Genomic DNA, 13,653 nt, shown 5'->3' with positions numbered 1-13,653 from the left:
ATTCAGGAAAAATTATGTACAAAAAAAGCCGGCCCTTAGGCCAGCTTTTCTACGCTTGTTCCTTTATCTGTTCAATTCCTTTACGAAGTGGCGTCACTTGTCTGCCAAGCAATTTTTCGAAATCATCACTCGCTACTTCCAAAGCACCCTCACGGATTCCTTTTTGGATATCAACAAGCATAGGTAGAAGAAATTCAGGGACACCTGCTTCTTTCATGATTCCTGCATAAGTCTGATCGTCCACTTGCTGGACTTGTACTTCCTTACCAAGGACATCGCCTACTTCTTTTGCAATTTCTGCTTGAGTAAGGAGTGGTCCTGACAGTTCATAGATTTTATTCTCATGCCCTTCACCTGCCAATACAGCTGCCGCAGCTTCTGCATAATCCTGCTGCAGTGCCCAGCCGACTTTCCCTTCTTCTGCAGACGTCACCCACGGCGCTCCTGCAAGCACCCCTTCAATACTTGAAGCTTCATTTTCAAAATACCAGTTATTGCGAAGGAATGCGTAAGGAATTCCTGTGTCCATGATCGCTTGCTCTGTAGCTTTATGCGTCGGAGCCAGGAACAACTCACTTTCCTGCGCATTTACAACGCTTGTATAAGCAATAAATTTTACATTGGCCTTAGCAGCTGCTTTCACTGCTTGGGTATGCTGGCGAATTCGCGTGTCATTATCTCCATCTGCAGAAATAAGCAATAGACGATCGACCCCAGCAAATGCTTTATCCAAAGAATCAGGCTGATCAAAATCCCCCTGCCGCACCTCTACTCCTTGCGCTTGCAAGTCTTCAGCTTTTTCTGGATTACGAACACTTACCGCTACATTTTCAGCAGGAACTGTTTCAAGTAGTTTTTTTAAAGTTTTGCTTCCGAGATTTCCGGTAGCTCCAGTTACTAAAAGTTTCATATATATTGCCCCCAATTTCATGTAATTAATTACGTTACTTGTAATCAATATAGTTACCAGTTGGTCTTTTGTCAAACGGTAGGACTTATAAGAACAAGAAAAACACGTGTAAACTTATAGTATTTCATAATATAAATGTTTTATCTTTTGACTGGAACCTCTAATGGATAGCTCATCACAATAAGCATCCCTTTCGAACCCATAACCCGACGGCCCGTATCCTGATAACCAAACTTCGTATAAAGCTTACGAGCAAATTCATTTGCGACATTCACCGCAAGTACTATCTCATCTATGTGCGGAAATTGAAGCTGTACAAATTCGGGTAGCCGTTGCATTGCAGCTTTTCCGAGTTCATGATATTCAGTGGATAAAGTGCGTAGCAGTATTGCTTTGAGATTATCTGAATATGGCTGTACGCCTTCCTGTTCATGCAAAGCGAAATAAACTACAAGGCGATCATTTTCTATACCTAAGATAGCATGACGATTCGGTTCCGCCTTACATAAGGGGATACTTTTGGATGGATGTGCAGTAAAACGAAGCTGTTCTTCTGATAGTACATAGGCATCAACCAAGCTTGCATGTGTTTCTTGAAAGCGAATTAGTTTCATATTGTTTCCCCCTTTCAGTAAATTTGATGAACTAAATTTAAACTGTAAAGCAAAAATGCGCAAGAATTTCGAATAATAAGAATAAAAAGCGGAATTCGGTAAAGTTATTTGTATTAAATTTACAATTATATACTTGATTGAAGTATATAACTGAATTAATCTTATATCATGAACAAAACAAGTTTACTCAAAGGTCACTTAGAAATGTGTGTATTATCGATTTTAAAGAAGAAAAAAAGCTATGGATATGAAATTATGAAAGAATTGGAGAAATACGATTTAAAGCTGAAAGGAGTAAGCAGCATTTACCCTATTCTTAATAAATTGAAGGAACAGCAATGGGTTGTTGTCAGCAGTGAAATTACCGATAGCGGTAAAGCGCGTATCTACTACACGATAAATCACCAAGGGCCACTGGCGAAGATGAAGATAATGTTACCCCAAAAACACCCTTTGCTCTAGGTTCCATCAGTAAATCTTTCACTGGTCTTGCAATCGCAAAATTAGTCGATGAAAAAAAGCTTACTCTTGATGATCCTATAAGTAATTACCTTCCGTCGTTGCAGCTCAATGGAGCTGAAAGCAAGATAACTATACAGCATTTGCTGACACATACAAGCGGCATAAGCAGCTATGACGGGTTAAAAATCGCTGATTTAGGTATTGAAGAACAAATTGAACTAAAGACAATCGTTCAAAAGCTGTCCAGTATATCACTCACACATGATCCAGGTTTCGTTCATCAATATAGTGCTGCTAATTATTTAATTCTGGGAGCGATCATAGAAGAAATTTCAGCTCAGAAATTTGCGGATTATATGGAAAAGCAAATTTTCTTTCCGTTACAAATGACACATACCGCAGCTGATGTGGATATGGCCAATCGTACTGGTTATCACACAGGGTATCAATCCTGGTTCGGCTTTCCTGCTAAAAGTAAACTCCCATATGACAACAGCGGTGCTCCATACAGCACCATCACATCCAGCGCGGAAGATATGAGCCAACTCATCTTATTACTTTCTGGCAGACGTAATGATACTTTTGAAACATCTGTTTTAAATAGATACACAGAAAGACTTTACGAGAGAAAATCCGAAGACTATTACGGTTATGGACTTCGGCACACGAAGCTTGATTCAGGAAAAGACATCGTTTGGCATTCTGGATCCACTCCTGATGCACATGCAGAATTGTTTTATATCCCAGAAGAAGATTGGGGAGCTGTCATTCTAACCAATAAGAATCACATTCTTGAAGAATCCTCCTTGCCTTTACTCAAACAAGGTATTATTGACATCATGCATGGCAATGAGCCTGAGAAAATACCTAGTTACTTTCCAACCTCACAATTGATATTAGGTCTTATTGTAACTGGACTCTTTCGCTGGACTATTATCTTGATAGTAAAAAGGAAGAAGCTCAAGAAGAGAAAGACTATGCTAATGATAGGCGTCCTCTCTTTAATGATTGGAGCAATTCTAATACCTTTTTTGATCTATACTATGCAGTCACCATGGCACAGCATCTCAGCATTCGCTCCGGATATCGCCTTCCTGACAGTAATAACTGTACTATTACTAGCAATAAGCGGCATGCTTTGTTTCCTGAACTATTTTCGCAGAGCCACTAACTAGTACTCTAAAAGTAAAGAGCACAAATTGTGTGCTCTTACTTTAATTTTTAGTTCATAAGCCATGTGAAATATCTGCCGTGACTTTCTGTCTCTGCTATCGTAGCAAAATGTCCTTTACCATTTTCATAATAATCCAAATGAAGCTTATCATCTTGGATATTATTGTAGATATGATAAACATCTCTTGTTTCCCCAATCAATTCGACCTTTCGTAGCAAATACTTCTTATCTTCAATGGACATTTGATTCGCAACATGCGTATGGTAGATGCAAATTGTTTGAGTCGATGGGATATCCTCTACATAGTGATCTAATAATTCCAACCCATCGCCCTCTATTAAGGTCAACTTATTCTGCAGCACATACTCTGTTGCTTGTTTGAATATCACTACTCTGTCCTCATGCTCCGGCCAGATGAGTGATCTGAGCCATAATTTTTCCTCTTCATCATGTAAATTTACGATATTCAAATCGAACCCTATTCGCAAACCTACTTTTGGGGATTGATTAGTCATCTCAGGAAACTTATCACCATTTACACCTACTACGATTCTTAACTTTGAATCGTTGTTACCATACCATTTGTTATTACCATATGAGTATGCATAATGATCCCATAGCAACTGGAAGCCTGCACTAGTTCCGATTTCAATCAATGCCAGCGGCTTATTGATATTCTCATAAATTGCAGAGAAAACTGGATAAAGATAACCACAACGCCTTACCTCATTGGTTTGGACAAGTCTCACCTTTAACAAATATGTTATTTCATCTTTATAACAAAGACAAAACTCTTTGAATTTAGGATAGGCTTTCTTTGGATTTTTAGGTTGATTGACTATGCTGGCGTAGTATTCCTTTAAAGGATGATTCTTACCTTTCAATAAAAGATAGTGCACAGATCCAAAAAATAGGTTAGGGATAGGTTGACCAGAACGTGCATATTGACATAACTCTAATAATTCCATATCACTTGATACGCCCCTTGCTAATGCAACATAAAGAGGACTGGAACCTTGACATTCGTTCTCTGAAAAATCAATAAATGTTTTTGCAATGTCTTCATGGCTTTTCATTCTACCTCTCCCTTTCTTCTTTGGTTTCTTCATACACTTCTCTTCTACTCTCTCACTCTAAAACCCTCTCATAAAAAAAGAGCATATTAATATACGCTCTTTGCTCAATAATAGTAATGCTTCCCATTAAAAGATCCCTTTCTATTCTATGAAACTTACGAGGTTACCCGAACATAATATCCATCAGGATCCACTATGCGAAAATCAAGTTTCCCCCATGGCTGAGAAGCAATTGCAGATTCAATAAAGTCTGGATATATACGATTTATCTTGTTAAATACCAATTCCACGTCGTTTACAGGGAGAATCAGTTCTACGCCCTTTCCTTTCTTGGATTCTGCCATAGCGGCAAAATAGTGATTACTACCTAGCACAGATTCATCTGTCAGCAAAAGTGAAGTGCCATCTTCATCCTTAAAGACTGCTCTTTTCTCGTTATAATCCACACAAGCTTTTCCAAACAAACAACGATAGAAAACAATAGATGCAGATAGCTTATGTACGAACAGTTCAGTATGAAACATACTAATCACCACCACATATTTTTTGTACTATCAGAACAATGGTCCCTTGAATCCATTCAACTTGGCAATAACTCCAATCTGACCAGCATGATACGCTTCATGAGAATAGACATGATGGAACAGCCAGCGTATCGTCGGTTCAGATGGGGGTTTCCATCCATCTGAGAAGTCAGGAACATCTACCAGCTTGTCCCAGTCATTTGCTTGTAAAGATTGCAGAACTTGATCAGTTTCTTTCCTGATTTGGAGATACTGTTCTAACGGATTCTGATCACTTCCCGATAATCTGCTTTCTTCACTCAGTCCAATCTGAAATACCCAATAATCCTCCGTTTGAGCCATATGTTCGATTACCCAGGAAATAGTATTATGGTAGGCATCGGCATTCCATTGCTGCGGAGAGAGTTTCTGCAAATAAGGAATTAGAATCTTTCTGACATCATTTCGATAAGTAAATATGAAAACAACTCCTTCCATGAAGGGTACCTATGAATTTATAAAGAATATTCTATCAACATAAACATTATTTGGAAAGGATGAGACATTGGTAGATCTCTTCGGAAATAAACTAGAGCTGATGGAGTTTTCCAAGGAAAAAGAAACAATTGCTTAAATGGAAAAGGTCGTATTCTTTTTGTCGCTCTTTCGTTTAGGATAATAAATAAAAGCTGTCGAAATTTTCCGGCAGCCTTAAAAACAAAAAGTTATATTAATGAATTAATGAGGCTCTCAGACTACTAATGTCATTTTCCAAATAACCCTTCAAACAAGTTAACGTATATACCCAGCCTTCTTTTTGTCCTAGCATCTTTCTTACTATATCAGGGTCGCCTTCCTTAAACCCTGATTCAACCACTTCAATGACTGAACTTGTATCATCCAATTCTTTCAGTGTAATGGTAACAACTGTTTTTTCATTGGATTCTTCTCCCCATAAAAAACGATTTTCCTATCTTCTTCGACTTCCAGAACTTCTATAGTTACTTCTGCATTGTATTCATCATATTTTAATGTAACAGTCGTGCCTTCCTTCCATACTTCGGAACTCGACGAAAACCAGAAGTTGCCTATCTTAACGGGATCTACTATAGGATCATATACCACACTAGCTGGCTTATATTTTCATTTTCGAAGTTACTTGGGTATCCATTAAAACCAACTCGCCTTCGCATTTTATTTCTTCCATTATATCCTTCTAGAGATACGCTGATAGCATGTCAAAAGAGCTCCTATCTCATTCTTCAAGCATAATAAAAAAGCTGGAGGTTATCCCCAGCTCATTTATTGGCCAAAAACAGTCCTAACTCTGACAATAGGGCACTGCCGACATATGTTCCTGTAAAGACAAACACTGCTACAATACCGACTTTCCAGGAAGTTTTGCGCAAATCCACTAATCGATCCACTACCGAGATTCCTGCAAAAGTTAAGATAGGTGTTGTAATAGCAAGAAAGTCCACATAACCAATTGCCTCTACAAAGAAATCAAAGCACATGCATAGAACAAGGGACGTAACTGCGACCCAGCCAAGCATTGGAAATTCCTGCAGTATCTTTATTGGCGTTTTTTTCATCAAATCAGATAACAGCACACCAATCATCGAGAATAGCCATAGAGTTAATAAACCCATGATTGTCATCCATTCTACTGGTGTAGATGCAGGATCTTTCAACAGCTTGATTTGCTGCGTAAATAGAATCAGAGCCGTACTAAGGAGGATGACTAGTCCATATTTAAAATATTTATTCAGCTGCACGGACATCTGCTGGCACCTCCGGTTGTTTTTTCGTTTTTGTCAGTTTGTTGTACAAGAAACGCTGCAACGGAACGGCTAGGAATACCATCGTGAAAGTCCCTAGGAAACTGGTGAGCAGCTGACTGGCTGCGGCATAGCCAAGGATGGTGCTCTCCATTTCTGGAACTCGCTCTATTAATGTAGCGGATGAAGCGGTCATCATGCTCGCTGAGCCTACCCCTGATGCCATTGCCAATGCTTCTACACGGAAACCGATATCAAGCATTATCGGTGCAATCAAGCTGAAGAAAATGGTACCGAAAAGTGTACCGATAATATAAAGGGACAGTACTCCCTGCCCTTCCTTTGATTCAAGTGTATACTTCTCAGATATATATGCGAGCTCTCCTTCTCGGCCAAGACCAAGCGTTGCTCCAATCGCTTCTCGACGCAATCCGATAAGCAGTGCCACTGGCAAACCCAATAACACAGTTCCGAGATTTCCGAGTTCCTGGGCAATGAATACCCACCCGACATTAAGGATTTCCTTTAGCTGCGGTGCAACATCGGCACCATATCTCGCCATTAGCGGCAACATGATAAAAATGAGATACTTGCTGGAGAATTGCACATTCACCTTGCTATATATTTTCTTGATGAATCCCTTACGAACAAATGGCAAGCCAAGAATCATTGTAATTAAAATAGCAAAAGCAAGAGGCAGTAGAGAAACAGAAAATGCCCCGAATGATAGAGATTGTGTCCCGATCATTTCTGCTGCAGTGATAACAATAAGTGCGAAGACAAGTAAAATTACATAATTACGCTTCAATTCCATGCCCCTCCTTTTGTTCTAAGATAGATTGAATCAACTCGAGATATTCCGCGTAAGACCTTTTATACAGCTTGCTTCTATCAATCTTGCCATTCATCTTGCCTAGCACCTGAAACAGGAATTTCGGAAAGATATCATAGATATATTCCGGATCGACATCGATGAAATCATCACCATGAATCGTACCTGTAAACCCACTGTAGCCAATTTGGATACAAGGCATCATATAGGACAAATCCCCAATATCACCAGCTGCACTGATGCTGTTATCTTCACAAATATCCTCGATTTGTTCCACTTCTTCATAAACTGCTTTCACAAACGTGGATAAATAACGATCCTGCTGAAACGGTAGATAACCCATTTGCGTATCAATGTTTACTTCACCCTGGAGGGCCATCGCACTGCCTTGTGCCGCAGCATCCAATCGTCTTGCGACAGTTTGCATATACGGTGTCGATAATGTGCGTAAATCAGTTCCTACTTTTATGTGATTTGGTATGACATTTGTCGACATATCCGATTCCATCACAATTGGGTTTAGACGGACTTTTTCCTTTTCGTCCAGCTGCTGTCGGCCAAGACTGATTGCCGTGTGAAACAACGTAGAAATATTGTAGGCGTTAACCGAAGAAAATGGGTCAAACCCAGCATGTGTCGACTTACCTTTAAAAGTGTAGCGCTTATATAGGAAGCCCGCCAAATCACAATCAATTTCGATTGTCCGTTTCGCAAATTTCCCACCCATTGCATGCACACAGATACTCACATCAATATCATCGAACACACCAAGCTTCATTGCTTCCGGTTTTCCGCCATAATGTGAAATGACTCCTTTCTGCATCAGCTCATCACGAAAAGCAAGATCCAGATATTCCTCTGCAGGAACAAAAATAAAACTGATTGTATAATCAAATTGTTCATATGCCTTTGATTCGACTAACTGACGATAAAGGGAAAGTGCAATGGCCACCTGCGTGTAATGTCCGCAATTATGAGCAGCTCCTGTTTCTGGGTTTGCTCGGAAATGTGACGGTGCATAAACAGCATCCAATTCAGCCAAAAAAGCAATATGGATAGGCTTCCCTTCTCCGAGAGTCGTTCGAAGACCAGTCGTGCTGAATTCTTGAATAGCACACTCTGGATTACATTTCTTTAAGTAATCAATGACTGCCTGTTTCGTATGTTCCTCTTTGAAGCCTAATTCCGGGTTCTCGTAAATAGATTCACCAAGCTTCTTAATTTCCTCGTAATATGTACTGGACAAAAATCCGCCTCCACCCACTAAATATTTTAACAATTAAGATTAATTAAACTATTCATATTATGTAAAGTCAATAGAGAAAATGTGATTTACTATGCAAAAAACCGAACTATCGAGAGATTTCATTAAATAAAATCTCTCGATAGTTCGGTTTTTTGGTTTTATTTAGTTTAAGCACAGGTGGAACTCAGAGTGCTTACGAGTATTATTCGATTGATGTTCCATCTCTTACAACTATTGATTTCTTAACTCGTTTTCACACAAAAAAATACACCGCAAAAGCCCTGGCTTCTACGGTGTATCTAAAGAATACTTTAAAAATCTCCTTGTTTAACTCGCTTGATTAACTCTTCCAACCAATGAATGGTATGTTCCGTTCTTGTTGTTACATAGCCACTCATAAAATCAATGAATTTTTCTTTATCTTCATCCTTTTGCACAAGCTTATCGAAGGTTTTGATTTGCTCCCAGCGATCCGTAATTCTTTCTAGCTTATCTTCTAGTATACTGACTACTTTATCACGATCAACATATTTAATATTAGCTAAGCAAACGACCATGTCGCTAATCTTATCTGCATTTTTCATGACTTTATAGATCTTTTTCGGCAGCTCTTCGCGACCCTTTGCTGTTATCTGAAACACTTGCTTATCGGGGCGATGTTCTTCTTTAATGATTTCCACTGCTTCAATTAATCCTTGCTTAGCTAAGGAATCGAAATGATAGTAAAGCTTGCTTTCTGTCAGCCCGCCAAGCTTATCTAATGGGATAGGCTCGGATAGCTGTTTTTTTAGTTTATAAGGATAATTATTATCCTCCATCAGTTTGCTGAGTATGAAAATTTGAATGGACATTCTCTGTGCTCCCTCAAGCAGAATGATCTTATTATATCAAATTTAAACTGTTACTTTAATAGCTTCAGCTTCTTCGCTGCTATTTCCGCCTTCTGCCGCCTTAGGCTTATGAACGAAAGCAACAATGATAATGTTAATGAGCATTGCAGCAGCACCTACCGCAACCATTGACCAGATAAAGGGACTTGGGCTTGTGCTTCCGAACAAATTAGCAAAGTATGCTTGAACAGAGTAATACATTGGAGAGATATGACTCATCCATTCATATGGAGCATACATCATATCACGAGACATCGTAGCACCATTTGCTAGTGTTTGCATCAACAGAATTGGCAAGTTTAGAATCATACCAGCTTGACCAAGCAAGAAGATGAAGATTGCTGTGAAGTTGAAGCACACCATATAGTTCAAGATTTGCTGACCTAACATACCAAAGTACAAATCACCGCTTGGATCATTTACTAGGTAGACGATTCCTGTCGCAACCAAACCAGCAAATACTGCTATTAACAATGCAGTCAATTGGACATATAGGAATAGACGAGTTCTGCTTGCCTTTCCTTGGCTTTCTTTGAATGCACCTACTAATTGCATTGCACCAATCATGGCTCCGACATAACCAGCCATTGTTAAGAACATAGGCAGCATGTTGTTGTTCATGCCATCTGGCATTTCGTTGATGGTTACAACGTTACCTTGATAAGCTGTTTCAATTTGATTGCTTAATGCTGCAGCTTGATCTTTCGGTACGTTGAAGTTCATCAATACACCTTCAGCAGTCTGCTGCGAGAACTGGGCACTCAATTGGTTGTTAATTTGCCCAACCACTGAGCTCATTGTAGAAGAGACAGTCGTTGCACCTGCTTCATTAATCGTAAAGTCGATACTAGAGGAAGCTTCTCCGCTTTGTATATTTTCGGAGAAATTCTCCGGGATATGCACAACTAAAGCCAGATCATTTTTATCCAAATCATCTAATGCTTGTTCATTCGTCAAATCAGTTTCGATATCTTTAAAAGGCAGCTTTTCTGTCAGCTGATCTGCAATTGTAGCACCAACTTCTCCAGCATCATCATTTATGATGGCAACTTTTAGTTGATCCACGTTTCCTGGTATTGCTGAATAACCGGGCAAGAATATCCCGAGCATAAAGATGGCATATAGAATCCCCATGAAAATAGCTCCGATAGCCCCTTTAGATTTTAAGAACTGTGTATATTTCATATTTGCATCCTTCCTTAAGTAAGAGAGTAATTTATTTTATTCAAAGTACTCAAATTAGAGTACTTTTGTTAGAGTAATTAACATTTTATTTCACTTTCTCTCTAAAGTCAATTGGAATTTGCTCTTGTTCAGGTTGTTAATGGTGAAATACTACCTCCTTCACATAAATGTCACATGAATCACTTTTTAAAAACCACAAATAAAAAAGTGCACTCGTTTTTTAACGAATACACTTTCTAAATTCATTTCCATATATCTTTTAGTTTCCACAGATTAAAATCATTTATCTTAGCAGTGCCATTTTCAGCAAACACTTCCACACCAAGCATTTCATTTTCCGGATAAATGCGACTCGTCATGGTCGCCTGACCTTCATTTATAAAAACCTCAATAGATGATCGATCAACAAACACTCTTAACGATAGGACTTCATCTGTATAAAGTTGTGTACGTCTAATTCCATCATCACGTTTACCTGACCGGGAACAGTCAAGCGTAAATATCCCTGTACTCTTTTCAAATGATAATACAGTTTGTTCATCTTTTTGCCCACGTATCTTAATTCCTGCTGTCTCTGCATTTGTGTTTTTTAAATCAAGTTCTATTTGGAACTCAATTAATTTTTCTTTTGTTTCTATTAAATGACTTTCACCAATTATCTTATCTTTAAAGGCTTCCGTTTTTGATTCCCTCAAAAGATCCATCTCATCCGGTGGATTCATGTGAATTTTGTTATCTTCTGTTAAAGTAAGTACCCTTGGCATTGTTAGTGCTCCACACCACCCGTCTTCCTTAGTTGACATAAGGGATTCCCACATATCCATCCAGCCGATTGCAATACGTCTTCCCTGCGCATCTAGAAAAGTCTGCACTGCATAAAAATCATGACCATTGTCCAACTCTGTAAATGTTCCATGATTATAAGTATTTCCTTCGTAATCATAATCTCCGATAAAGTAACCAGTCTGAAATAGATTACGATACTTGTTTCCATCTGCTTTCATTCCTTGCGGCGAAACTAACAATACTTGCTTTCCATTCAGCTCAAAAAAGTCAGGACATTCCCACATATAACCTTGGGTTCCGTCACTTTCCGCCACTACCCCTACATATTCCCAATCATATAAGTCGGAAGATTTATAGAGAATTACCCGGCCTCTCTCTGTTTTAGAAGCATTTCCGATTATCATATACCACGAATCACGATACTTCCATACTTTAGGATCTCGAAAGTGATGGCTGCTATCCACCGGCGGAATAGATATAACCGGATTAAATTTCGATTTCTTAAAAGTAATTCCATCTTCGCTGGTTGCAATATTTTGATTCTGATAAAAGATATCATTTTCCTTATCTATATAATGGTGCCCCGTATAAATTAGAGTCAATTCCCCATCATTATCAACTGCAGACCCTGAGAAACAGCCATCACGGTCACATTCATCTCCTGGCACCAGCGCTATAGGTAGGTGCACCCAATGAACTAAATCTTTGCTCTTGACGTGCCCCCAATGCATCGGGCCCCAATTCTCATCATACGGATGATGCTGATAAAATACATGATATTCATTGTTGAAATAAATTAGTCCGTTAGGATCATTAATCCAATTCGCCGGAGCCATGATGTGATAGCCAAGCCGGAATCGTGTGGTCATATTCTCTTTCGCAGATTGCAGTGCAGCCTCAGCCTGCTGTTTTTTTTTCTGTGTTAGCATTTTGTATTTCCTCCTAGATCACTTTTTCTATTATGTTTTTATTTTTGGTTTTTGAATTTAAGAGTGTAAACATGGAAATTACAGTGAAACAAAGCACCAGTAAACCTATGATGATGTATGTTTGGCGAAAACCGATAGTATCATATAGATTTCCTGCTATCGGCGATAAAATAGAAGCTCCCACTTGTGACGCAAACTGAAAGCCTACAAGATACAATACAGAAGATAATCGAGTATCAAAGTTTGCGGCAAGATATTTAAAAATAGCGATTAACATAATCGGCAGCTCTAATGCATGAATTAATTTCATTGCTGATATACCGATCGGCTCAAATGCCATCCCGGAACCAATGATTCTGAAAGCCATCAAAAATCCTGCTAAAATCAAACTATTTTTAGCACCAAGCTTATTAACAACAAATGGCGCAAGGAACATCATCCCAGCTTCTAAAAACACTTGAAAAGAGTTCAGATACCCAAACACCTGATTTCCAGTGGCCTCAGTGGGAAATAAAGACGAATAATATACGGGAAATTGCTGGTCATAAACGCTGTATACGCACGTCACACCAACCACGTATAAGATAAAGAACCAAAAATCTTTTAGAAGAAACAATTCTCCTACATCTTTTAAACTTACTGACTTCGCACTCACTACTTCTTCATTGGTCATTTCTATCCTTATCGAAAGGATGATACCTACTAAAACTACTGCTGAAACTGATGCGACCCAAAAATTAATATTCGGATTAATATTGAATAGCTGTCCCGCAAAAAATGTAGCTGCCGCCCATCCCAAAGACCCCCACATTCTTGACTTTCCGTATTCGAATCCGTACTTTCTGCTGATTTTTTCGATATACGTTTCAATTGCGCCTATGCCTGCGAGGAAAGCTACTCCTAGGTATAATCCTCCAATTATAGCTCCCAAGAATGCATTATATTGCAGCAATGGACCGTAGACATAAATATAAAAAGGTCCAGTAAAAACTAGTAATATACTGATAAAAAATAAGATGTTTTTCTTTAAACCAATCTTGTCAGAAATGTAACCATAAAGAGGTTGTATGCATAAGGCAAAGATAGCGTTTACAGAAAAGATCATGCCTGTCTCTGCCCCGCTTAAATTAATCTCTTGCCCTAACCAGATAGCAAACAAAGAATAACTGGCTGACCATGTGAAAAAGAAAAAGAAAAAGTATGCACTTAACTTCCAATAAAGTTTCTTTGATTTTTCCATTTCCTGCTCCTCCTTTAAGGACTTC

Annotated in this window: 13 protein-coding genes and 2 pseudogenes; 2 read left to right on the top strand and 13 right to left on the bottom strand. The window is 38.8% G+C overall.

The window, feature by feature from the left end:
• Positions 1-49 precede the first annotated feature (49 nt).
• Positions 50-910 (bottom strand): SDR family oxidoreductase, encoded by an 861-nt coding sequence (locus CHH58_RS12910; protein ID WP_095262631.1) that lies wholly within the window; start codon positions 908-910, stop codon positions 50-52.
• 140 nt (positions 911-1,050) lie between these two features.
• Positions 1,051-1,524 (bottom strand): GNAT family N-acetyltransferase, encoded by a 474-nt coding sequence (locus CHH58_RS12905; RefSeq protein WP_095262630.1) that lies wholly within the window; start codon positions 1,522-1,524, stop codon positions 1,051-1,053.
• Between the two features lie 168 nt (positions 1,525-1,692).
• On the opposite strand from CHH58_RS12905, the pseudogene CHH58_RS12900 reads away from it, so the two are divergent.
• Positions 1,693-1,941 (top strand): annotated as a pseudogene (locus CHH58_RS12900) (PadR family transcriptional regulator); the annotation flags it as partial.
• A 50-nt stretch (positions 1,942-1,991) separates the two neighbouring features.
• Positions 1,992-3,161: a serine hydrolase domain-containing protein gene (locus tag CHH58_RS12895; protein ID WP_249275131.1), complete on the top strand. Its 1,170-nt coding sequence runs from the start codon at positions 1,992-1,994 to the stop codon at positions 3,159-3,161.
• Positions 3,162-3,207: 46 nt separating this feature from the next.
• Here the strand turns inward: CHH58_RS12895 and CHH58_RS12890 are convergent, their stop codons facing one another.
• The 11 genes and pseudogenes from CHH58_RS12890 to CHH58_RS12840 all read right to left on the bottom strand — a co-directional run bounded on the left by CHH58_RS12890 (position 3,208) and on the right by CHH58_RS12840 (position 13,628).
• Positions 3,208-4,236, bottom strand: coding sequence for a DUF2332 domain-containing protein (locus CHH58_RS12890; RefSeq protein ID WP_095262659.1), 1,029 nt, complete (start codon positions 4,234-4,236; stop codon positions 3,208-3,210).
• A gap of 155 nt (positions 4,237-4,391) precedes the next feature.
• Positions 4,392-4,760 carry a VOC family protein gene (locus CHH58_RS12885; RefSeq protein ID WP_095230865.1) on the bottom strand — a complete coding sequence of 123 codons (369 nt, stop codon included), beginning with the start codon at positions 4,758-4,760 and terminating at the stop codon, positions 4,392-4,394.
• Between the two features lie 30 nt (positions 4,761-4,790).
• Positions 4,791-5,237, bottom strand: a complete 447-nt coding sequence (locus CHH58_RS12880; protein ID WP_095230864.1) for a DinB family protein — start codon at positions 5,235-5,237, stop codon at positions 4,791-4,793.
• Between the two features lie 232 nt (positions 5,238-5,469).
• Positions 5,470-5,910, bottom strand: a pseudogene (locus tag CHH58_RS18665) (SRPBCC family protein).
• Positions 5,911-6,037: 127 nt separating this feature from the next.
• Positions 6,038-6,523, bottom strand: a complete 486-nt coding sequence (locus CHH58_RS12870; RefSeq protein WP_095260927.1) for a hypothetical protein — start codon at positions 6,521-6,523, stop codon at positions 6,038-6,040.
• The gene (locus tag CHH58_RS12865) at positions 6,504-7,334 is read right to left on the bottom strand and encodes a DUF3100 domain-containing protein (RefSeq protein ID WP_095233282.1); all 831 of its coding nucleotides are present in this window, start codon (positions 7,332-7,334) and stop codon (positions 6,504-6,506) included. The genes CHH58_RS12870 and CHH58_RS12865 overlap by 20 nt, the downstream gene beginning before the upstream one ends.
• The gene (locus CHH58_RS12860) at positions 7,318-8,598 is read right to left on the bottom strand and encodes a M20/M25/M40 family metallo-hydrolase (RefSeq protein ID WP_095262627.1); all 1,281 of its coding nucleotides are present in this window, start codon (positions 8,596-8,598) and stop codon (positions 7,318-7,320) included. The genes CHH58_RS12865 and CHH58_RS12860 overlap by 17 nt, the downstream gene beginning before the upstream one ends.
• 311 nt (positions 8,599-8,909) lie before the next feature.
• Positions 8,910-9,449, bottom strand: coding sequence for a PadR family transcriptional regulator (locus CHH58_RS12855; protein WP_095230860.1), 540 nt, complete (start codon positions 9,447-9,449; stop codon positions 8,910-8,912).
• A 42-nt stretch (positions 9,450-9,491) separates the two neighbouring features.
• On the bottom strand, positions 9,492-10,673 hold the full coding sequence (locus tag CHH58_RS12850; protein ID WP_095230859.1) for a YhgE/Pip domain-containing protein: 1,182 nt from the start codon (positions 10,671-10,673) through the stop codon (positions 9,492-9,494).
• A 242-nt stretch (positions 10,674-10,915) separates the two neighbouring features.
• Positions 10,916-12,388 (bottom strand): glycoside hydrolase family 32 protein, encoded by a 1,473-nt coding sequence (locus CHH58_RS12845; RefSeq protein WP_095262626.1) that lies wholly within the window; start codon positions 12,386-12,388, stop codon positions 10,916-10,918.
• A 13-nt stretch (positions 12,389-12,401) separates the two neighbouring features.
• The gene (locus tag CHH58_RS12840) at positions 12,402-13,628 is read right to left on the bottom strand and encodes an MFS transporter (RefSeq protein ID WP_095230857.1); all 1,227 of its coding nucleotides are present in this window, start codon (positions 13,626-13,628) and stop codon (positions 12,402-12,404) included.
• Between the last annotated feature and the right edge of the window lie 25 nt (positions 13,629-13,653).

This window comes from Terribacillus saccharophilus, from assembly GCF_002272745.1.
Lineage (GTDB): Bacteria > Bacillota > Bacilli > Bacillales > Amphibacillaceae > Terribacillus > Terribacillus saccharophilus_B.
The sequence above is the reverse complement of the archived record's forward strand: the minus strand, read 5'-3'. Positions and strand labels throughout refer to the sequence as shown.

Coding starts and splice junctions, on each gene's coding strand:
- CHH58_RS12910 (WP_095262631.1), bottom strand. CDS start 910: ATGAAACTTTTAGTAACTGGAGCTACCGGAAATCTCGGAAGCAAAACT.
- CHH58_RS12905 (WP_095262630.1), bottom strand. CDS start 1,524: ATGAAACTAATTCGCTTTCAAGAAACACATGCAAGCTTGGTTGATGCC.
- CHH58_RS12890 (WP_095262659.1), bottom strand. CDS start 4,236: ATGAAAAGCCATGAAGACATTGCAAAAACATTTATTGATTTTTCAGAG.
- CHH58_RS12885 (WP_095230865.1), bottom strand. CDS start 4,760: ATGTTTCATACTGAACTGTTCGTACATAAGCTATCTGCATCTATTGTT.
- CHH58_RS12880 (WP_095230864.1), bottom strand. CDS start 5,237: ATGGAAGGAGTTGTTTTCATATTTACTTATCGAAATGATGTCAGAAAG.
- CHH58_RS12870 (WP_095260927.1), bottom strand. CDS start 6,523: ATGTCCGTGCAGCTGAATAAATATTTTAAATATGGACTAGTCATCCTC.
- CHH58_RS12865 (WP_095233282.1), bottom strand. CDS start 7,334: ATGGAATTGAAGCGTAATTATGTAATTTTACTTGTCTTCGCACTTATT.
- CHH58_RS12855 (WP_095230860.1), bottom strand. CDS start 9,449: ATGTCCATTCAAATTTTCATACTCAGCAAACTGATGGAGGATAATAAT.
- CHH58_RS12850 (WP_095230859.1), bottom strand. CDS start 10,673: ATGAAATATACACAGTTCTTAAAATCTAAAGGGGCTATCGGAGCTATT.
- CHH58_RS12845 (WP_095262626.1), bottom strand. CDS start 12,388: ATGCTAACACAGAAAAAAAAACAGCAGGCTGAGGCTGCACTGCAATCT.
- CHH58_RS12840 (WP_095230857.1), bottom strand. CDS start 13,628: ATGGAAAAATCAAAGAAACTTTATTGGAAGTTAAGTGCATACTTTTTC.